The organism is Streptomyces sp. BE20 (assembly GCF_036322525.1).
In the GTDB taxonomy this organism is placed as follows: domain Bacteria; phylum Actinomycetota; class Actinomycetes; order Streptomycetales; family Streptomycetaceae; genus Kitasatospora.
Map to the genome: position 1 here is coordinate 1 of NZ_JAQYWW010000866.1, position 19903 is coordinate 19903.

General features: G+C 71.6%; 23 protein-coding genes and 2 pseudogenes. 10 read left to right on the forward strand and 15 right to left on the reverse strand.

The annotated features are described in order from the left end of the window. The 5 genes and pseudogenes from PUR61_RS18945 to PUR61_RS18965 form a co-directional block, all read left to right on the forward strand. A pseudogene (locus tag PUR61_RS18945) lies at positions 1-262 on the forward strand (hypothetical protein); the annotation flags it as partial. A gap of 586 nt (positions 263-848) precedes the next feature. Continuing rightward, positions 849-1607 carry a hypothetical protein gene (locus PUR61_RS18950; protein WP_329880126.1) on the forward strand — a complete coding sequence of 253 codons (759 nt, stop codon included), beginning with the start codon at positions 849-851 and terminating at the stop codon, positions 1605-1607. 601 nt (positions 1608-2208) lie between these two features. Then, positions 2209-2481 carry a hypothetical protein gene (locus PUR61_RS18955; RefSeq protein WP_329880128.1) on the forward strand — a complete coding sequence of 91 codons (273 nt, stop codon included), beginning with the start codon at positions 2209-2211 and terminating at the stop codon, positions 2479-2481. 133 nt (positions 2482-2614) lie between these two features. After that, positions 2615-2995 (forward strand): hypothetical protein, encoded by a 381-nt coding sequence (locus PUR61_RS18960; protein ID WP_329880130.1) that lies wholly within the window; start codon positions 2615-2617, stop codon positions 2993-2995. Positions 2996-3109: 114 nt separating this feature from the next. Continuing rightward, positions 3110-3631, forward strand: a complete 522-nt coding sequence (locus PUR61_RS18965; RefSeq protein WP_329880131.1) for a hypothetical protein — start codon at positions 3110-3112, stop codon at positions 3629-3631. 317 nt (positions 3632-3948) lie between these two features. Here PUR61_RS18965 and PUR61_RS18970 read toward each other — a convergent pair whose 3' ends face one another. From PUR61_RS18970 to PUR61_RS18990, 5 genes are all read right to left on the reverse strand, one after another. Next, positions 3949-4377 carry a peptidase inhibitor family I36 protein gene (locus PUR61_RS18970; RefSeq protein WP_329880132.1) on the reverse strand — a complete coding sequence of 143 codons (429 nt, stop codon included), beginning with the start codon at positions 4375-4377 and terminating at the stop codon, positions 3949-3951. A gap of 1145 nt (positions 4378-5522) precedes the next feature. Continuing rightward, positions 5523-5669, reverse strand: coding sequence for a hypothetical protein (locus PUR61_RS18975; RefSeq protein WP_329880133.1), 147 nt, complete (start codon positions 5667-5669; stop codon positions 5523-5525). A gap of 160 nt (positions 5670-5829) precedes the next feature. Continuing rightward, positions 5830-7050 carry a response regulator gene (locus PUR61_RS18980; protein ID WP_329880135.1) on the reverse strand — a complete coding sequence of 407 codons (1221 nt, stop codon included), beginning with the start codon at positions 7048-7050 and terminating at the stop codon, positions 5830-5832. A 106-nt stretch (positions 7051-7156) separates the two neighbouring features. Continuing rightward, positions 7157-7372 (reverse strand): hypothetical protein, encoded by a 216-nt coding sequence (locus PUR61_RS18985; RefSeq protein ID WP_329880137.1) that lies wholly within the window; start codon positions 7370-7372, stop codon positions 7157-7159. Positions 7373-7575: 203 nt separating this feature from the next. After that, the gene (locus PUR61_RS18990; RefSeq protein ID WP_329880139.1) at positions 7576-7977 is read right to left on the reverse strand and encodes a RidA family protein; all 402 of its coding nucleotides are present in this window, start codon (positions 7975-7977) and stop codon (positions 7576-7578) included. 100 nt (positions 7978-8077) lie between these two features. Here PUR61_RS18990 and PUR61_RS18995 point away from each other — a divergent pair, with 100 nt between their 5' ends. Continuing rightward, positions 8078-9076 (forward strand): helix-turn-helix transcriptional regulator, encoded by a 999-nt coding sequence (locus PUR61_RS18995; RefSeq protein WP_329880141.1) that lies wholly within the window; start codon positions 8078-8080, stop codon positions 9074-9076. A 614-nt stretch (positions 9077-9690) separates the two neighbouring features. On the opposite strand, the gene PUR61_RS19000 is transcribed toward PUR61_RS18995, so the two are convergent. From PUR61_RS19000 to PUR61_RS19020, 5 genes are all read right to left on the reverse strand, one after another. Then, entirely contained in the window at positions 9691-10953 is a 1263-nt protein-coding gene (locus PUR61_RS19000) for a sensor histidine kinase (protein WP_329880142.1), read from the reverse strand. A gap of 4 nt (positions 10954-10957) precedes the next feature. After that, entirely contained in the window at positions 10958-11767 is an 810-nt protein-coding gene (locus PUR61_RS19005; RefSeq protein WP_443035196.1) for a response regulator transcription factor, read from the reverse strand. 94 nt (positions 11768-11861) lie between these two features. Beyond that, on the reverse strand, positions 11862-12776 hold the full coding sequence (locus PUR61_RS19010) for an endonuclease/exonuclease/phosphatase family protein (protein ID WP_329880146.1): 915 nt from the start codon (positions 12774-12776) through the stop codon (positions 11862-11864). A gap of 140 nt (positions 12777-12916) precedes the next feature. Next, positions 12917-13774, reverse strand: coding sequence for a D-alanyl-D-alanine carboxypeptidase family protein (locus PUR61_RS19015; protein WP_329880148.1), 858 nt, complete (start codon positions 13772-13774; stop codon positions 12917-12919). Positions 13775-14219: 445 nt separating this feature from the next. After that, the gene (locus PUR61_RS19020; protein WP_329880149.1) at positions 14220-14363 is read right to left on the reverse strand and encodes a hypothetical protein; all 144 of its coding nucleotides are present in this window, start codon (positions 14361-14363) and stop codon (positions 14220-14222) included. 338 nt (positions 14364-14701) lie between these two features. Here PUR61_RS19020 and PUR61_RS19025 point away from each other — a divergent pair, with 338 nt between their 5' ends. Further along, the gene (locus PUR61_RS19025) at positions 14702-14956 is read left to right on the forward strand and encodes a hypothetical protein (protein WP_329880150.1); all 255 of its coding nucleotides are present in this window, start codon (positions 14702-14704) and stop codon (positions 14954-14956) included. 1140 nt (positions 14957-16096) lie between these two features. Further along, entirely contained in the window at positions 16097-16558 is a 462-nt protein-coding gene (locus PUR61_RS19030; RefSeq protein ID WP_329880151.1) for an amidase family protein, read from the forward strand. Between the two features lie 196 nt (positions 16559-16754). On the opposite strand, the gene PUR61_RS19035 is transcribed toward PUR61_RS19030, so the two are convergent. Both PUR61_RS19035 and PUR61_RS19040 read right to left on the reverse strand, forming a co-directional pair. Beyond that, positions 16755-16922: a hypothetical protein gene (locus PUR61_RS19035; RefSeq protein WP_329880153.1), complete on the reverse strand. Its 168-nt coding sequence runs from the start codon at positions 16920-16922 to the stop codon at positions 16755-16757. A 3-nt stretch (positions 16923-16925) separates the two neighbouring features. Beyond that, complete coding sequence (locus PUR61_RS19040; protein ID WP_329880155.1) at positions 16926-17360, reverse strand: arsenate reductase ArsC; 435 nt, start codon at positions 17358-17360, stop codon at positions 16926-16928. Between the two features lie 107 nt (positions 17361-17467). On the opposite strand from PUR61_RS19040, the gene PUR61_RS19045 reads away from it, so the two are divergent. Together PUR61_RS19045 and arsB are read left to right on the forward strand one after the other, a co-directional pair. After that, complete coding sequence (locus PUR61_RS19045) at positions 17468-17773, forward strand: ArsR/SmtB family transcription factor (protein ID WP_329880157.1); 306 nt, start codon at positions 17468-17470, stop codon at positions 17771-17773. Beyond that, entirely contained in the window at positions 17773-18864 is a 1092-nt protein-coding gene (gene arsB / locus PUR61_RS19050; RefSeq protein ID WP_329880159.1) for an ACR3 family arsenite efflux transporter, read from the forward strand. The genes PUR61_RS19045 and arsB overlap by 1 nt, the downstream gene beginning before the upstream one ends. A gap of 74 nt (positions 18865-18938) precedes the next feature. Here the strand turns inward: arsB and PUR61_RS45410 are convergent, their stop codons facing one another. The 3 genes and pseudogenes from PUR61_RS45410 to PUR61_RS19060 all read right to left on the reverse strand — a co-directional run. Next, a complete protein-coding gene (locus tag PUR61_RS45410; protein WP_443035197.1) occupies positions 18939-19238 on the reverse strand; it encodes a TIGR02391 family protein in 300 nt (99 codons plus the stop codon). 36 nt (positions 19239-19274) lie between these two features. Continuing rightward, on the reverse strand, positions 19275-19748 hold the full coding sequence (locus PUR61_RS19055; protein WP_329880161.1) for a GNAT family N-acetyltransferase: 474 nt from the start codon (positions 19746-19748) through the stop codon (positions 19275-19277). Between the two features lie 52 nt (positions 19749-19800). Then, positions 19801-19903: pseudogene (locus tag PUR61_RS19060) on the reverse strand (transcriptional regulator); the annotation flags it as partial.

Sequence of the window (19903 nt, forward strand, 5' to 3'; positions counted from 1 at the left end):
CATCGTGGTCCTCTTCCTCACCGGCTTCTTCGTCTACGGCCCGCAGTCCTCGTTCTGGGCGCTCTGCCCCGACATCGCCGGCAAGCGGATGGCCGGCACCGCCACCGGCGCCGTCAACTGCTTCGCCTACCTCTTCGCCGGAACCGCCGAGCCCTTCATTGGCGGCCTGATGGACAGCACCGGCAGCACCGACCTCATCTTCTTCTTCGTGGCCGGGTGCTGCGTGTGCAGCGCGCTCGTCGCCCTCACGATCCGACGCTAGTGTCCTGCGCCGGAGGTCCGTCGGCAGAATCGGGCGAGGGAGTCGAGGATCTCGTCAGCGGTCTTGGTCCAGGTCAACGGCGTGGGGTCCTCGTTCCGGCGCTTGACCCACGTGCGGATCGCCGGGGTCTTGTGGTTCTGTGGTTGTCGCAGATCAGGTGAATGTCGAGCCCTGCGGGAACCTCCTGGTCGATCTTGACGAGGAACCTCCTGAACTCTGCCGGTACCGAAGAAGACGACCCGGCTCCGGCTCCCCGCCCCGGCGGCCGCCACCAGCTGCTGGTCCGCCGCGAAGTCGTTCGACCTCCGCGCTGAAGGCCAGTTCCGTACGCTCTGTCGCTGGGTGACGGGGTACCAGCCGGTGCTGGTGCGGCCTTCGGGGCAGGTGGTGACCTGGCGGGTGTTCCAGTCGACGCGGAGCGCGGCCCGCAGGAACTCTGGAGCTGCCGTGGCTCGTGCGGCGGAACCACTGAGCCCAAGAGCTCGGTAAGGACTCTTGACAGTCGGGTGGTCCAGACCACCAGTATTGGTCCAGGCCAGAGTGCTTCAGGTCGCCGAAGTCCCCACCTTCGAAGGGAGCGCGGTCCATGGCCGGACCCGTTCGCGCACCACTCCGAGCCCTGCTCGCCGGAGCCGTCACGGCCGCCGCCATCGCCGGCGTGGCGCTCACCGGCACCGGCACCGGCACCGCCCGTGCGGCGGGCACCCCACTGCCCGCCCAGGTCTTCGCCCCGTACGTCGAGGCCCGGGCCGGCGACAGCCTGTCCAAGCTCGCCTCGCAGCCGGGTGACAAGTACCCGACGACGGCCCTCCTCCAAGCCGCCGCCACCGCCTCCTCCCCGTCGCCCTCCGCGTCGAGTGTCCAGGTGCCCGCCATCCAGGTGCAGGTCAGCCCGTCCTCGGGCACGGTGACCGCCGGCTCGTCGACCACCGCGACCGTGAGCACGGCCATCATCAACAACGGCTCGAACACGTCCATCGCGATGACGGTCAGCGGCGTTCCTGTGGGGGTCACCGCCTCGGTCAGCCCGTCCTCGGTCAACGGGAGCTCCAGCGCCGCCCTGTCGGTGTCGACCGTGTCCACCGTCGTCCCCGGCACCTACACGCTGACGGTCAAGGGCACGCTGACCGGCACCTCGGCCACGTCCTCCGCGACCTACACGCTCACCGTGACCGGCACCGCCCCGGCGTGCTCCACCGCCTCCTGGGTCGGTGCACAGGTCTACACCGGTGGCAACACCGTCTCGTGGACGGGCCACCGGTGGAGCGCCAAGTGGTGGACGCTGGGCGAGGAGCCCGGCACCACCGGCCAGTGGGGCGTCTGGCAGGACCTCGGTACCTGCTGATCCGCACGCGTCGCCGGGCCGGGCCCCGGAACCGGGGCCCGGCCCGGCGACGCGTGCGGACTCTGTTGCTCATTTCGCTGAGGGGTGTTGGTCGGGGGACGGGCCGCGTCCGGGTCGGCCGAACGGGCCGGCCGTGCCGGACCGCCCCCCGGCCAGCGGTGCGAACGCGGGTGTTTACCCCCGGTGACCTGCGACGACACCGCGGAGTGACTCCACCTGCTGACCCACGGCGGCCTCGCCAAGGGCACCGTCACCGAGGTGACCGACGCGGGCCTGCTCCTGGCCCTCGCCACCTGACCCTAACTTTAGGCGCGGGACCGGCTGCAGCCCGGCACCTGGAGAGGACCGGCCCGCGGCTTCCGAACCCGAGCGGAAGCGGCGAGCCGGCCACGGTGCCCCCGTTTGCCGCGCTCCCCGTGGGACCACGGCCGCCTGAAGCGACGGCCGGATATCGCCGTAGGCCCGATCCCCGCGCCGCTACGGGAAGGCCGGCCAGCTGCCTCTAACACTGCCTCGCCGGCGAGGCAGCCCGTCCGGCCAGCCCACGAAGCCGGACGAAGAGCGCCTCCGTCCTGTCAGACCCTGCTGAGATGCTGACGCGATGGACGACGAGGCGCTGATGCGGGGCAGGGTCTACGGGGCCGACCACGACGACCCCGACCCCGGCCCCCGGCCGGGCCACGACTACCGGGAACTCGTCGCGGGCCCCCTCGACGGCCTGCTCCTGGACGTCACCGGCTGGGACGCCGAGCAGCTCGCCGACGGCGCCGCGCTGCCTACCGAGATCGGCTCGCACGGTCCCGGCGGCCGCGCCCGCTACGAACCGCGCTCCGAAGACCCGCGCCGCTGGGACTGGGCGGGCGACACCCCCTGACCTCCCGGCCCGGGTCCGGCAATCTGTCAGAAGTGAACGAGGCCACTCTGCGGACCGGTGGGGCTCGATGGCTTGTTTCCGGGCAGGTAACGGTGGATGTTGGGGGCGTGGGCACGACGAGCCCGATGGGAGCTTGCCCCGCAGCCTGGCTGAGTTGCTGGCCGCGCGGGTCGCACGGTTGGGTCCCGACGCGGCGGCGCTGGTGAACGCCGCGGCCGTGCCGGCGGTCCCGGCCACGCAGTCGCTGCTCGCCGAGGCCGCCGGACTGGACGAGGCCCGGGCGGACGCCGCGCTCCTGGAGGCGCTCGGCGCGGTGGTGTTGCGCCGGCTCGGCCCGGACACCTACGGATTCGCCCACGTCCTTGCGAGGGAGGCGGTCCACGACGGCATACCCGCCGCGGTCCTCGCCCGGACCCTCGGTATCGACATCACCGTCGCCGTCAAATGGCAGCGAGCCGCCGCCGGAGAGTGGGCCGCCTACGCAGCTGAAGTCAGCCGACGCACGACCTCGTGAGCCGTGCACCCGAGGGAGACCCGGGTACCGGATATGGGAAACGTCGGGAATAGCCGCTGGTCAGGCCGAGGATCCCTGATGGATTGAGTAACCGCGAGACCTACGATGACCACCATGGAACCAGTGCCCGCCCTCGTCCACTCGGACAGCCCCTTCATCAATTTCCGAGACTTCGACTTCGGCGAGGGATCCCACGGCTACCGCTGGGTCGACGCCACGCGTTTCCAGTTGTCGTCCGAGGCACTGGACAACCGAGACGTGCTGGCCGCCTTGATCGCACACCCGCAGTTTCGGAATACGTACGACGGCGCAGGCGTCCAGGACTGGCCACGGCACGGTCAGTGGTGGCTTGACCGAATCACCCCCGACTCCTACGAGACCATCGACGCCGCGACGGCCGTCGACGTCATCCGCTCCTGGGCCAACCACCATGGAGACGTCCCAGATTCACTCGCATCACGCCTGCGTCAGGAGGTCTACGTCCCAATCCGTGAGGCGACCAGCAGATATCTGCTGGGGCAGCTTCCCAAGGACGCGTTCCACGACTACGGCCCCATCCACATCGACTTCCACGAACTCGTCCTCATCGACCGCTCGGCAGCGACGCTCACTCTCCTCGTCGCAGCTGACGACTGACGCTGCCACGATCGGCGCCACAACCGCTTGAAGGGGGTATTCGGGCAGTTCCAGTAGCCGACTTCACCGCTATGGGTGTCGGACGAGGGGAACGGGAGATCCAGGTTGTCGTGAGTCTGGTCGGACGTGGGCGGAGGCACCTTCGGGAGGAAGGCATGGCAGAGGGCGGCGCGGACAAGTTCCGGTGTCGGTGCTGCATGCGAGTGCCCGGGTGAAAGAACGGGCCGCCGCGGCCCGGCCCGTCGCGGGCCGGGCCGAAGTGGTGACAGTGAAGATCGCCGGCCCTGTGCCGAGGAGGGCAGCCGGCAGCGGTCCTTCTAGTAGACCGTCAGGGAACTCGCCCTGTCGTTGATCCCGGTCGGGACGTTGATGGGCGGGCCGTAGGCGCCGTACTGGCCCAGCAGGTTGCTGTAGTTGTCCCCGTCATACAGGCTCAGGGTTCCGCCGCTTCGGTTCCAGAGGGCGCTGATCCGGTTGTTCATGTCGTAGTTGGCGAGCTTGAAGGAGCCGGCCCAGGGCACCACCCACAGCAGGCCGCCGCCGTTGGAGTTCTGGAACACGCATGCCTGGCCGTGCAGGCAGTTGTCCCACGCGGTGATCGCGGACGGGCTGTCCACCGTGATCGGCCGGATCACCGCAGGGGTTTCGGAGCTGCCGTTGGCGAGGGTTTCGGCCGAAGCCGCCCCCACCGTGGAGGCGAACATCATGGCAGTCCCAGCCGCCGCGAGAGCGATTCGCTTACGCATCAGATTCCCTTTCCTCGTTCGAGCGTACGCACTGTGCGCACATGTCAAATGGAGAACCGGCCTCGTGTCGAAGCCGGCAAACCGGCGCCCGACGGGCGAGCCGATGTTTCAGAGCCGTTGTACGGACCTGCCGCTGCGCGGTGAGGTCCCGGCTCGTCCGTCTCCCGGTGTGCGGAGCGCGCTGCGGCGCCCCGTGCATCAACAACCCTGTGGCGGCGGCGCATTGTCCGAAAGGTCCCTCTGGGCAGGACATTCAATCCGGACAATGATGCGTGTGCGGCGGGACGGGCCCGCCCAGGGGTGGCGGCATGGACGAGAGGCCGGAGGCGACGGGGTGCAGGGCCCGTCGGGGCAGGCCGGAGCGGTTGGCCGACGCACAGGCCGGCCCGGTGGAACGGTTCGCCTGGGGGCTGCGGCAGTTGCGTGACCGGGTCGGCGCCCCGAGCTACCGAGCGTCGGCGAAGGCGTCGCACTACGCCGCCAGCACACTGACGGAGGCCGCGAAAGGGGAGCCGCTCCCGTCGCCGGCCGTCGCGCATGCGTACGGGCGGGCGCGCGGCGGAGGGCAGACGGAGTGGGAGGCCCGTTGGCGTGCGGCCTCCCTGGCGCTCCAGGGCCCGGCGCAGGCGGCGGCCGGCGGCGGGAACCCTGCGGACGCAGGCGGTCCGGCTCGTGACCCGTACCCCGGGCCGGACGTGTTCGGCGCCGCGGACACCGACCTGTGCTTCGGCCGCTCGAGGCCGGCGGGCGATCTGGTGTCTGCGCCGGTGCGTTTTGGGGTCTGGCACGGCCGTGCTGCTGCGCGCAGTTCTGCCGGGCGGTGAGCTCGCCGCATTCGTCGAGTGCCTCCAGGACGCGATCGAGCAGGGCCGTCCCGGTCCCGACGCTGTCAGGAAGCACCCGTTGGATCCGCCCGTGGTAGGAGGCGTGCCGTGACCGGCGGGGTGCGGCCCGGCCGCCGCACCCCGCCGGCTGCGGGCCGGATACCGCAAGCCTGTGTCGTACCTGTCAAGCTCCGTCACCCGCTCCACGCTCCACGGCGGGCCGGAGAGCAGACCCGCCCACCTCAGGGCGCCCCGGCGGCCCACGCCGGACTGTCGGCCGCAGCCACCGATCCGCTTCGAACACCGGCTCCAGCACCAACTTCAAGGACGCCGGACCACCCGGTTCGCCACGGTCGGAATGCCCAGGCGGCGGAACTTGCCGTTCGCCTTCGGGATCATCCGCTCACGCACCGGGGCCGGCCGGAAGCTGCGTTCTCTCAGCTGAGACCGCAGCCCGTCGAGGAACACCTCGACTCCCTGCCCGGCCTCGCGGAATGTGCGGTTCTCCTGACCGCTCCTGCCGGCGCTGTGCCGGTCCGTGCGGTTCCGGGTCGGCGAATACCCCGGTCCACCGGTGCGTGCGACCACCGCTGGGACACGCGTCAGCGCACCCCGCCGCCCGCAGGGGTCAGCCATGAGGGGCCTCGTCCTGATCGGCGGCCTGGAGCGGGCTGTGCTGGGGGAACGTGGGCAGGAGCCAACTGGTGCTGTCGTCCGTGGGCCGGGAGGGCGGTTCGCGGCGAGGGGTGCCGCGGTAGTTCATGTACATCTCGGCCAGGACACTGACCTTCGCGCAGAGCATCCACGGCTCGAACGGCTTGGCGATGAAGTCGATCGCCCCGGCGTCGTAGCCGCGCAGCAGGCTCTCGGGGTCCGCTCCGATCGCGGTGACGAAGATGATCGGGATGTTGCGGGTCTGGGCGCGGCGCTTGATGCGGGCTGCGGTCTCGTAGCCGTCCATGCCGGGCATCTGCACGTCCAGGATGATCACGGCGACGTCGTCGTGCTGGAGCAGCGCCCTCAGTGCGTCCGTGCCGGAGGCCACCGCCAGCACCTGGCAGTCGGCGGCGGTCAGGACCGCCTCCAGGGCGATCAGGTTCGCGGGCTGGTCGTCGACGATGAGGACCCGTGGGCTGTCCGCGCCCGCAGGGGCGGGGCGGGTCATCCTGGAGTGCTGCGGTTCCTCGCCGGCCTGCTGCTCGGCCACGACCAGTTGGCGCTCCAGGAGCTCGCAGCGTGCTTCCGCGGCGAGCCGGCGCCGACGGGACTCCTCCAGCTCGGCCGTCAGCCGCGCGACTTCCGCCTCCAGGCGCCGGCGCTCGCGCAGCAGTTCCTCGCGGTCCCCGGCGTGCAGGACCAGTTCGTCGCCCCGGGCCCGTTCGCGGGCCCAGTCGCTCTCCAGCTGGTTGAGGCGCAGCGCCAGATCGGCGATGCGCTGGTTCCTGTCGAGCAGGGCCTCGCCGAGGATGTCGCTGTGGGCGGTCGAGCGCCGGGAGAGCCGGTCGGCCTCGGCCAGCTGGAACTGGAGCTGCTGGAGGGCGTGGCTGACCGAGGCGCTGGTGCGCTGGGCCGCCGCGTGCAGCGAACGCAGCAGGTCGATCGTCTCGGAAGTCGCGACGCTGCCGCGGTCGGCGCCGACGTCGGCGAGCAGGTCCTGGACGAACTGCCAGGGCGGGATCCGCTGTCCGGACAGGTAGCGGGAGACGGCTCCCGCACTCAGGTGTCGGCGCGCGCCGTAGCGGCGCACCGACGCCGTGGGCCGCAGGCCCGTGAACAGGCTGCGCAGGGCCTCGGCGAATGCCCGGCATTCGCTGTTCAGGTCGGGGCTCAGCGCTCGCAGGTCTCCCACCCGCCCACCCCCCGGTGTCTCGTAGGCCTCCACGGCGCCACCATCCTTGCAGTGTCGGGTCGGCTGCGGCCCGGGAATCCAAGGCACCCGGGCCGCAGCCTTCACGTCAGGCCGTCTCCTTGTCCGCAGGGTCCTCTCGGGGCTCGGCGACGAGCCGGTTCACGAACGACACGCTCGCACCGAACGCGCCGACGCCGTAAAGGACACACTGGGCCAGGTGCGTGCCCCCAGCGGCGCTCAGAACCCCAGCGCCGATACCCGTGAGCACGCCGACCAGCAGCACCAGGGCCGCCCTCGGCGACAGCAGCGCATGCCGCACCATCAACCTCCTCGATCCGTGGTAGCACTCGCCGCCACGACCTGCCCGCCAGCCGGATCGGCCTGACGGTGCATCACAGGATGAAGGAGGCGCCTGGTGTTGCGCCTCCGTTGCCGGGCCGGCAACACCGGATGGCAACACCGCGGCCTCGGGCTGTATCCGGCCGGGCACCGGCAATCCGGCCCCGGCTCCGCCCTCTCAGCGGTTCAGGGCCGGGCGGCGAGCGCCTCGACCTCGAACAGCACGTCGGGCGCGGCCAGGCTCGCGACGCCGATGAGGGTCTGCGTGGGCGGCTTCGAACCCCAGCCCTCCCGCACGGCAGCGGCGATCGGCCCGAGCTTGCCGAGGTCGTGGTCCACCACGTACGTCCTGAGCTGGACGACGTGGCCGAGGTCGAGCCCATGGGCAGCGAGGGCGACGCCGATGTTGTGGAACGCCCGCTCCACCTGCTCGGCGAAGTCGGCCGACACGACCGCGCCGTCCGGCCCCGATCCGTACTGGCCGGCGACAAACACCAGTTCCGTGCCCGCGGGGACGGCGGCGGTGTGGCTGTAGCCGAACGGAACCGGGTCGTGCAGACCGTCCGGATTGACGATGGCGTGCGCCAAGGGGATCACCTCTCGAATGCGGCAGGGCTTGTTCGTCCTGCCGGCAAGCCTCCCAACAAATCACGACGTCCCCTGTCGTGTATTCCCGTAGGGTTTTCCCATGCGCGCCGACCGCCTGGTATCACTGGTCCTGCTGCTCCGGCAGCACGGCCGGATGTCGGCCGCCACCCTGGCCGCCGAGCTGGAGGTGTCCACCCGCACCGTCCTGCGCGACATCGAGGCGCTGTCCGCCGCCGGCGTCCCGGTCTACGCCGAACGCGGCCGCCACGGCGGGTTCGCCCTGCTGCCCGGATTCCAGACCGAGCTCACCGGACTCAGCCATGACGAGGCACTGGCCCTGCTGGTTGCCGGATCGCGGCGCGGTACCCAGGCGTTCGGCCTCGGCGCGGCGCTCGCCTCCGCCATGCGCAAGGTGGTCGACGCCCTGCCCGAGAACTCCCGGGCGACCGCGGCAGGCTCCGTGCGGAGACTGCTCGTCGATCCCGACACCGACCTCCTCGCGCGTCGACGGAACGCCGAGGAGGTGCCCGACGCCGTCATGGCCGAGGTCCGGCGCGCGGTGCTCGCCGGACAGAAGCTGCGCATCCACTACGCGGCGGTGGACCAGGCCCCGAAATGGCGCACGGTGGACCCGATCGGGCTGGTCACCGTCCGCGACCAGGGCTACCTGCTGGCCGCGAGGTCAGGCGAGGACCGCACCTACCGGCTGTCCCGGATCGTGGCCGCCGAGGAGCTCGCCGAACCGGCCCAGCGGCCGGACCGGATCGACCTGGGCCGAGCGTGGGAGGAGCGCAGCATCCGGTTCCGCACCGGCGGGGACCAGGTCACCGTGCTGCTCCGGGTGGACCCGGCGCGGCGGGACGAGCTGGGGGGCACCGCGTTGACCGTCCACGCCGGAGAAGTCGAGGGCCCGGACGGCTGGCTGCGGCTCGAAGCGACCTTCCAGGATCCCCGGCACGCCGAATGGGCGCTCTGGCAGCTCGCCACCGACGCGGAGGCCCTGGCCCCGCCATGGCTGCGCGACCGCCTGCGCGACCGCGCCGCCGCGACCGCCGCCTCCTACAACGCGTCGCCCCGAGGCCTGCGCTCCGATTCCTGAGGCCCGAGGCGGGACACCGCCGGAGCTCGATGCCCGAGGTCCGAAGCAGGGCACCTGAGGAAGGGCGGCCGAGGCGCGGAAGGACGTCGTGACCGTCTGGGGCCCGCCAAGACGAGTGCCGACCCCGAATCGACCTCACCGCGGCCTACGCCTGGCTTCGCGGATCTCTGCCCCGTTCCGAGGTCGTACGGAGACTTGCCGCGGTTGTCCTCTCCGAGAAGACCGGTACCGCCCTCACCCGGACCGCCCTGTGGGGTAGTCCCGAGGTCGTCACGCCCGGCGCGAAGACCGCCACCGACGGACTCGTCGGCCGCCACCCCCTGGCCGGCATCCTGGCGACAGCGACCGCCTGGAACGCCCCGAACAGCTCGCAACCTACGGCTTCGCCGACGACCCGCTCGACACACCGCCCGAACACTTCAACGCGCCGCACGGCCGCTTCGTCGTCGCACATCTCAAGGACCACCCTCAAGCACTCGGCTGCGGGGGTGGCACGTGACGACGCCCGGAACCGCTGAGATCAGGCGCATGTACGTGACACCGGAAGCTCGTGGCGTGTTCCTCGGCAGTCAGATCCTCCGTTTCCTCGAACCAGTGGCCCACCAGCACGGCGGTCAGGCGGGGAGGTCGAGGGTGGCGACGGCTCCGCCATCCGGGGCGTTCGCGAAGGTCAGACGGGCGTTGAGGACTGCGGTCTGGCCGGTGGCGATGGTGAGACCGAGGCCGTGGCCGTGGCCGCGTTCCGCGGCTCCGGTGCGGAAGCGCTGCGGCCCATCGGCGAGGAGGGTGTCCGGGAAACCGGGTCCGTGGTCGCGCACGGTGATCCGGCTGCCGGCGACGATGACCTCGACGGGGGCGGCGCCGTGCCGATGGGCGTTGGCGATGAGGTTGGTGATGATCCGCTCCACGCGGCGCGGGTCGGTGCGGACGGTGGCGGGTGTCGTCAGCCGGAGCCGGACAGGGCCGTCGCCCTTCCTGCTCACCTCGTCGATGAGATCTCCCAGAGGTACCTCGTCGAGGCGGGCGCTCTCGGCACCGGCGTCGAGACGGGAGACCTCCAGCAGGTCCTCCACCAGGCCGCGCAGGGCGCGGACCTGGGTACGCACCAGGTCAGTGGCCTCATCGTCCTCGGGCAGCAGGCCGGCGGCGATGACCAGGCCCATCAGCGGGGTACGAAGTTCGTGCGCGACGTCGGCAGTGAAGCGCTTCTCCGCGGCGAGCCGTCCTTGCAGCGTCGCGGCCATCTCGTCCACGGCAGTGGACATCTCGGTGATCTCGTCGCGGGCGCGGCCCCGGCGGCCGATGCGGGCGTCGAGATCGCCGTCCGCGATCCGGCGGGCGGTCCGGGAGGTGTGGCGCAGGCGCCGGTTCATCCGCTCCGCCGCCAGCGCGGTGACGGGTACCACGACGGCGAGGGCCGCGAGGGCGGCCTTGACGATGCTGCGGTCCAGCAGTTGAAGGCTGCGCACGGTGGCGCTCAAGTCGGTACGGACGGTGAGCACCTGGTCGTCGCCGACCGGGACGGCCGCCCACATCCAGTACCAGTTCGGTGCTTTGACGTCGTACCACAGCGCGTACTCACCGGGGACCCGCGAGTCCTGGACCGCCTGGGCCAGCGGCCGGGGCAGGCTGCCCGTGGGCTGGAGGGAGGCGTAGTCGGGGCGGCGGCCTGTACGGGAGAACTCCTGCTCCGCGGAGCCCAGCCGGGCGATCGCCAGGTCGCGCCCCGTCCGGTCGCCCCGCTCCGCGGTCGCTCGGTGGACGAGCACGCCGATCACCACGGCGATCGCACCGCAGGCGAGCGCGACCAGGGCGGTGATCTTCCAGCGGAGGGAGCGCGGGTCCAGCAGGCGCGGGCCGACGCCTCGTGCGGTCATCGCGTCAGCTCCGTACGAGCTTGTAGCCGAAGCCCCGGACCGTTTCGATGCGCTCGGCGCCGATCTTCTTCCGCAGCCGCACCACGCACAGGTCGACGACTCGGGTGTCGCCCTCCCAGCCGTAGTCCCACACCTCGCGCAGCAGGCGGCGGCGGTCCAGGACCGTGCCGGGGTTCTCCGCGAAGACCAGCAGCAGGCGGAGCTCGGTGGGAGTGAGGGGGACGGCCCGGCCGTCCACACACACGTCCAGGCCGCGGAGGTCGATGGTGAGGGCACCGAAGGTGAGCAGGTCCGGCACTGGCCCGGCGGGGGAGCGCGGGGGCCGGCTGTGCGGCTCGCCCGGCGCGGGCTGCTCCTCCCGTGCGGGCTGCGCGGCGGCTCGGTCGTGGAAGGTGGCGCGGCGCAGCAAGGAGCGGATGCGGGCTACGAGCACGGGGATGTCGACGGGCTTGACGACGTAGTCGTCGGCGCCGGCCTCCAAGCCGGCCACGACGTCGAGGGCGTCGCCGCGGGCGGACATCATCAGGATGGGGGTGAGGGTCTGTTCACGGACGCGTCGGCACAGGCTGATGCCGTCGAGGCCGGGCAGCATCACGTCCAAGATCAGGACGTCGTGCTCGCCGGCCCGGACGGCGTCCAGGCCGTCGAGCCCGTCGCCGGTGACGTCGACCTGGTACCCGTAGCGTTCCAGGGCCATGTGGACCGAGCGGCGGATGATCGCGTCGTCCTCGACGAGCAGCACGTTGACCGCGTGGGGTACTCGGGTGGCGGACAAGAGCTCTCCGATGTCGTCGCCTGGGGGTGGGGTGCCCATTCCAACACGTCGGGGACCGTTCGCGGCCGCCGGGGCAGCGGTGCGCGGGTCGCTGCCCCGGCGGGTGCGGACGGGTGCGGGCGGGCGGAAGCGGTCACAGCTGCAGGGACGCCGCGACCGGGAGGTGGTCGCTGCCGGTGTCGGGCAGAGTCCACGCGGACCGCGCGGTGATGCCCTTCACCAGGATCTGGTCGATGCGCACCACCGGGAACGGCGCGGGCCAGGTGAAGCCGAAACCGTCCCCGGCCTCCTGCTGGGCCGAGCGCAGCTGCCCGGTGAGCGTGCGCAGCGCGGAGTCGTCGAAGGAGCCGTTGAAGTCGCCCAGGACGACGACCCTCGCGAGCGGCTCGCTCCGGACGGCCGCAGCGAGCTTGGCGGCCGCGTCGTTGCGGCCGGCGGTGGTGAATCCCGCGTCCAAGCGCACCCGGACCGAGGCGAGATGGGCCGTGTAGAGGGCGACGGGGCCCTTGGGCGTTTGGACGGTCGCGCGCAGGGCCCGGGTCCACGGCATGATCTCCACCGGCTCCACGCCCTGCAGCGGGTACTTGCTCCACAGCCCGATGCCCCCGCGCACCTGGGAGTAGGGGTAGGCGGTGGCCAGCTCGCGCCGGTAGGTCTCCTGCGCGCGGCTCGCCAGTTCCTCCACCGCCACGACGTCGGCTCCCGAACCGGCCAGGGCACGCGCCGTCCGGGCGGGGTCGGGATTGTCCTCGTTGACGTTGTGGCTGACGATCGTGAAGTCCCCGCCGCCCGTGCGCTTGTCGAGAAGAGCCGGTGCGAACAGGACGCTCCAGACGAGGGCGGGCAGCAGCGTGGCCACCGCGGCCGGGGCGGAGCGTCGCAGTGCCGCCAGGAGGAGTAGCACCATGATGCCCAGGCCCGACCAGGGCAGCACGGTCTGCCAGAGGCTGGCGAGGTTGACCGGGCCGTTCGGCAGCCAGGGGTTCAGCCCCGTCAGGGCGGCGAGCACAGCGGCGGCCCCCGCGATCAGCCGCCCGCGCCGCCCCACGGCCCGATGGGCTGGACGGTGAGGAAGAAGGCTGCGAACCGTCCGGCGGCGCGGCCCGTCGCCGTCGCCCGACCCGTGGGCCGGGACCGTGACAACCGTTGCCGGAGGCGTCGTCGCCGGGGCCGTGCCGGTGCGCGTGCTCACGCCCACTCCCGCTGGCCGCCGTCGAGCGTCGGCAGGACGCCGGGCAGTTTCCGCCGCAGGGCGTCCACGAGCCGGCCACTGCTCTCCAGAGCCGCCCGCATGCCGTCCGCGGGAGCGGCGCCGGCCCGCTGGCCGAGCACCACACCGTAGACGAGGCGGCGCCCCGAGCCGCTCTCGGCGTCGGCGACCTCCAGCGCCCACATCAGGTTCCCGCCCGCCGAGGTGGTCGAACCGGTCTTCAGACCCACCACCCCGGGCAGGTCGAGCAGCCTGTTGGTGTTGTGCAGCGGCTCGGGCCGGCCCGGCAGCGTGGTGTTGCGCAGGGCCACCGTGGCCCGCAGCGCCGGCTCCTTCATCGCCTCACGGGCCAGTTTCAGCTGGTCGGCGGCGGTGGACACGGTCGTGGCCTCCAGGCCGCTGGCCCCGGTGTAGGTGGTGCCTGTCATCCCCAGCCGGGCGGCCTCCGCGTTCATCCGGGACACGAACGCCTCCTCGCTGCCCGCGTCCCACCGGGCAAGCAGCCGCGCCACGTTGTTGGCGGAGGGCAGCAGCATCACCTCCAGCAGCTTGCGCTGGGTTAGGCGCTGCCCAGCAGTGACGGGAGCGGTCGACTCGTCCGCCGAACCCGCCTCGGCGGCGGCCTGCGCGTCGACCGTGATCGTCGGCCCGTCCTCGCCGTCCTTGAGCGGATGGTCCCGGAGAACGACGTACGCCGTCATCACCTTGGTCACGCTCGCTATCGGCACCGGCTGCTGCCCCCCTCTGACGGCGAGTACGCCGACCTTCGCCGCCGCGACGGCCGACTGCCCCTCCTGCGGCCACGGGAGGCCGAGAGCGGCGATCGCGTCCGACACTGGTAGCACCAGCGCCCGGCCCGCCCGGCTGTCGTCGACCTGCCCGGCACCGCCGCCTTGCCGAGGGACCAGCGTGCCACCCCCGGCGCCGACACCGACGAGTATGACGACGGCCAAGGCCCACATCGCCCCACGGCGCCTCAGAGGGAGCCGACCGGCGGTGGTGTGCGGGTCTCGGACTTCAGGTTGCGTGGGCACAGACACGACAGCGGCCTCCCAGAGCCAAAGGGACGAAGAACCCGGTGGCAGTGGTCACCAGGTGTGCCTACAGGCTCCGCGACCGGCACTTCAGCCTGCGCGTAGCGGGGCTTCCGTTGACGCGCGGGTGTGTATCAGCCGTGTACTGCATGACTGTCGTGGTCCCGATGGTGTGGGGACCACCGGGCCGGCCGGTGTCCTCACTCCGCAGCTGAACTTGAAAGCGTGGTGTCGGGCCTGGTCGTGGTCAGCCGTCCATGATCAGCCCGGCCTCGCGGAGGCATCCGTCGATCGGGTGAGGGCGGTACTGGATCTTCCTGAGGCGTCGTTCGACTGTCTTGGCCAGGTGGTCGACGTTGATGAAGGCGAAGGTGTCGACTCCGCGCTTCATCAGCGCCCAGATGCCCTCCTGCGGGTTGAGGTCCGGTGCGTACGACGAAAGTTGGAGGACGGTGAGTCAGTCGCTGTTCGCAGCGATGAACTCCTTCATCTGCGGCAGCAGATGGACTGACAAGTTGTCCCGGACCAGCACGATCGGGCCGCCGAGCCGGATTCGGCTCGCACGATCAGGTCCTGGTAGTCCAGGCAGGTAAAGGCCTTCGGCTCACCCTTTCGGCCCCGGTGGACACGGAAGCCGTAGATCAGTCGGGACCGCTCGCCCTGCTTGTAGCAGGCCATCCCTGCTATCGACACTCGTCCGCGTCCGGCACCGCCCTGGTGGTACCCGGCGTGAAGGGCGTCGCCGTCGACCCCACGGGCCGCTACCTCCTGCACACCCCGTCAGGTACGACCGGGCCGGCGCCGCTCACGCTGCGCGACCTGGAGACGGGCACCGACGAGACCGTGACCGACCGCCCCGCCACGGCCGGGATCGACACGGTCAGCGCAGGCGGGCGCCATATGGTCTTCCAGTCCACGGCCGAGGACCTCGTCCCCGGCGACACCAACGGCAAGGCGGACATCTTCCTGCGCACCCTGCGCTGACCGGCCCACAGACCGGGTGCCGGCCCGGGATCCGCGCCGAAGGTGATCCCCCGGCGCCGGGACGACCGCCACGTTGCGTTCCGATCCCCTCCGCCATGATCACTGCCCATGGCGGAGGGGATCGGAACGCAACGGCAGGACGCCGCCGTACCGAGGAACCCGCCCGAGTCCGCGCGGCACCACCTGCGTCGGCGGCCGAACGTCTCGGGTACGGGCGGTTTTCGGGTCCCGGTTGTGCCGGTGGACGCAGGGTACTGGACACCGATGTCGAAGCCTGGCGCGCCGTCGCCCACCTACCACAGGCCGCAGGCGAACTACTTCCCTGGCTGCCCCGGCTCCTGGCCGACGCGGACCTCTCCCAGGGCTGGTCCTGGTCGGAAACCTGCGCGCTGGTTGCCGTCCTTCGCCAGCTCGGCGACCCGGCGGCCGTGCCCGCACTCGCCGAGGCCCTCACCACCTGCGTGCGCCAGGACCAGCAACGCGGCGCAACCGCGGCCCTCCACGCGTAGGCCGGTTTCTGAATCGATGCCGCCTGAGTCCTGGAGAGCATCCGTCCGCTCGCCGACGCCCCCGCCCTGCCCCAGATCCACGCGGAACTCGCCCGGGCCCCGCCGCAACGGCGGCATCTTCACCGGCATCGACGAGGACGAGGCACGGCAGGACACTGCTCGGACCCTCATCGACCGGCCGGCCTGAGCCGGGATCGGAGATACGCCGGCCTGCGGCGCGCGCGGGAGTACGGGCCGGCCACTGTCGGGAGTGCCGCCTGTCCTGGTGACCGCTCCCCGGACACGGCGTCGATCGTCTTCCTCGCGCCGGACCCCGGGCGGGTTCTCATCCCCGGGCGGGTTCGCAGGCCGGTGTCGTTGTGGTGTCGGCCCCGCGGAGTGGACGCCCCGGCCGGGACAGCGGTCACCCGGCCGGTGGCAGCAGTGACACGCGCGGTCCGGCGCCGTCGTTCGGTCGGCTCGGGGACAGTGGTGAAGCGGACCCCATGCCGAGGTATCAGTCGCCGATTCCCGTTCGCGCCCGCGCTTGTGTCGACCGTGGGGCATCCGGCGAGGCTGTCGAAATTACGTTCGGGAATGTCGGTGGTTCGTGAGAATCTTTCCCCTGTTCACCTCACCTGATGGAGAAATTGTGACGAGCCGTCGTTCCGCCCTGATCGCGGCTGCCACGGTGCTCGCCCTGTCCGCCGTGGCCGCCTGCAACGACGGCGACGCACAGTCCGCCCCAACGGCTGCCGGCGCCCCGGCCACGCCGAGCGGGACCACCAGCAGCGCTCCGACCGGGACAGCGAGCAGTGCTGCGACCGCGGACACGCCCACCGTCGCACCGACTCCGGCAGCGACCGCGATGCCGAGCCCCGCCGGTGCGCCGGTCGACGCCGCCAGCCCGTTCGCCAGCACGACCGACAACTCGGTGGTGGCCGGCTACCCCCAGATCACCGTGCCGGCCGGCTACACCGACCAGGGACTGCCGCTCGGGGTCTCCTTCCTCGGGACGCGCTTCAGTGACGCCCGACTGCTCGGCTACGCCTACGCGTTCGAGCAGGCCACCCACGCCCGCCACGCCCCGAACTACCTCCCCACCCTCCCGTAGCCCGCCCGCGGTCGAGGCCCACGGCCTTTCGGGGCGCCGGGCGCCGAACCCCCGGACGGCCGGGTGGGTGGTGCGCCGGGCCTCGACGGCGGCATCCATCGTGGCGGCCAAGCCAGGCCAGGCCAGGCCTGGCGGCTCGCGCTCCGGCTTACCGAGCACCGCCGAAGTCATACCGCCCCCGCGACTTGCTCCCATGTCACCGGGCGGACGGATGCCAGGCGGTTGCGCCGGCGTGCACACGTCGGTGTTCGGCGTTGTTCTCCTCCTGGGCCCGGGCCGTGCAGAACGCGGCGGTGTGTCCGGCCGGGCCGGAGCCGATGATGATCACGCTATGGGCGTCTGTACGGGCGGCGGTGTCGGTCATGGGTCATCTCTCGTGGCCTGCGGTGGACTTGGCGTCGATCTCGGCGATCAGGTTCTCGATGAGGGTGCGGATGGCGTCACGGACGGGGCGGACGGCGTCGACACCCTGTCCGGCCGGGTCGTCGAGTTTCCAGTCGAGGTAGGTCTTTCCGGGGAGGTAGGGGCAGGCGTCGCCGCAGCCCATGGTGATGACGTAGTCGGAAGCCTGGAGGGCCTCGGCGGTGAGGACCTTCGGGGCCCGGCCGGAGAGGTCGATGCCGACCTCGGCCATGGCGGCGACAGCGGCCGGGTTGATCTCGTTGCCGGGCGCGGAGCCGGCGGAGCGGACCTCGATGCGGTCCCCGGCGAGGTGGGCGAGGAATCCGGCGGCCATCTGGGAGCGGCCGGCGTTGTGGACGCAGACGAACAGCACGGACGCGGCGGGCGCGGTAGCGGTCATCGGAGGTGTGTCCTTCATGGTCGGGCGCAGCGGCCGGCGGGGGCGGACGCGAAGCGCCGGCCGGTACGGGCTGGTATCAGTCGCGGATGATGTGACAATATCAGTCCATGATGATGTCAGTCGACGCTGATCTGATCCGGGTGCTGTCCGACCCGCTCAGGCTCCGGATCGTGACCCTGTTGGCCCGCGAGACCCTGTGCACCACCCATCTGGTGGAGGAGACCGGCGCCCGCCAGACCAACCTCTCCAACCACCTCAAGGTGTTGCGTGAGGCAGGCGTGGTGGACACCGAGCCCTGCGGCAGGTTCACGTACTACCGGCTGCGGCCGGAGGTGCTGGAGGCCTTGTCGGGGCAGTTCGCCGACCTCGCGGCCACTGCTCGCGCCAACGCCGACACCAAGAGGTCCTGCTGATGGCCCGCACCGGGCCTGCCCCGGCGCCCGGGTCGACCGACCGCCTGTCGGTCGCGGCCGAGCTGTCCTTCCTCGACCGCTACCTCGCGGTGTGGATCCTGGCCGCGATGGCGGCCGGCATCGGGCTCGGCCGGCTGGTCCCCGGACTGAACGGCGCGCTGGCGAAGGTCGAGATCGGCGGGATCTCCCTGCCGATCGCGGCCGGCCTGCTGGTCATGATGTACCCGGTGCTGGCGAAGGTGCGCTACGACCGGCTCGACGCCGTGACCGGTGACCGCAGGCTGATGACCTCGTCGCTGGTGATCAACTGGATCGTCGGCCCGGCGGTGATGTTCGCTCTCGCCTGGGTGTTCCTGCCGGACCTGCCGGAGTACCGCACCGGCCTGATCATCGTGGGCCTGGCGCGTTGCATCGCCATGGTGATCATCTGGAACGACCTCGCCTGTGGCGACCGGGAGGCCGCGGCCGTCCTGGTCGCCCTCAACTCGATGTTCCAGGTGACCGCGTTCGGGGTGCTCGGCTGGTTCTACCTCGACCTGCTGCCCGGCTGGCTGGGCCTGGGGGAGGGGCAGCGCCTGGACATCTCCATGTGGAAGATCGCTCTCAACGTCGTCGTCTTCCTCGGCGTCCCCCTCCTCGCAGGCTTCCTGACGCGCCGCCTCGGCGAGAAGAAGCTCGGTCGCGCACGCTACGAGGCGAACGTCCTGCCCCGGATCGGCCCCTGGGCGTTGTACGGGCTGCTGTTCACGATCGTCGTCCTGTTCGCTCTGCAGGGGAAGACCATCACCTCCCAGCCGCTGGACGTCGCCCGCATCGCACTGCCGCTGCTCGTCTACTTCGCGATCATGTGGTTCGGCACGTTCGCCCTCGGCAAGGCCATCGGTCTCGCCTACGAGCGCACCGCCACCCTGGCCTTCACCGCCGCCGGCAACAACTTCGAGCTCGCCATCGCCGTCGCCATCGCCACCTTCGGCGTCACCTCCGGCCAAGCGCTCTCCGGCGTCGTCGGCCCCCTCATCGAGGTCCCCGTCCTGATCGCCCTGGTCTACGTCTCCCTCGCCTGGCGCAAGAAGGACACGGCCGCCGCCTGACCGCTGCGACCATGACGCCGTGACCCGGCGTGCCCGCCGGTGAATCCTGCGGGCTTGCCGGGCCGAGCGGCGAATCAGGCCTCCGACGTCGCTGGGCCACTCACCGGGCCGGAACGCTGAGAGCGCCATTGCTCCAAGGCTTCGCGCTCGGGCAGCTCGGGCAGGTTGGCCTCGTGGCTGTCGGGGTTGCGGATGGCGGCGAAGCAACCCTTCGCGAAGGCCGCGGCACTGCGGTGGCCACTGCGGTAGGTGTCGCCGCCGAGCTTCTCCCTCGCCTCCCGCGTCCCGTCGCAGTACACGTCTCCGCGCGCCGGACCGCCGCCCGGTGCTGTCGCCGACGCCCGGCGCTGCCGGCCTGCACCTCGGTGCGCCACCCTCTTGACGTGGCAGTCACCGGCGGGCGCGGGGTGTCAGTCGATGGCCGGGCTGCGGCGCTCGATGAGCAGGACGTCGCGCCAGACGCCGTGGTGGCGGGCGACGCGCTCGCGGGTGCCGATCACGCGGAACCCTGCTCTGGAGTGGAGGGCGAGGCTGGCGGTGTTCTCCGGGAACACCCCGGACTGGATGGTCCAGATCCCGGCCGCCTCGGTGGAGGCGATCAGCGCCTCCAGGAGGGCGCCGGCAATGCCGAGGCCGCGGCAGCCGGGGTGTACGTAGACGGAGTGCTCGACGACCCCGGCATAGGCAGGCCTGGCGGAGACCGCGCTGACCACGGCCCAGCCCAGCACCTCGTCGGACGGGCCGAGGGCGACGTGGCGGTGCTCCGTCAGGCGGGTGGCGTCGAAGGCGTCCCAAGCGGGGACAACGGTCTCGAAGGTGGCGTTGCCCTCCTCGATGCCCGCCCGGTAGATCGCCAGGACCTGCTCGGCGTGCTCGGGCCCCATCGGCCCGAGGGTGACGACGGCGTGCGGCAACGGGGCTCCTTCGGGTGGCGGGTCAGCGGTTGAGGTCGAGCAGGGTGGCCATACCCGCCACCACGGACGGCGCGACCCGGTAGTACACCCAAGTGCCCCTGCGCTCGCTGGTCAGCAGCCCGGCC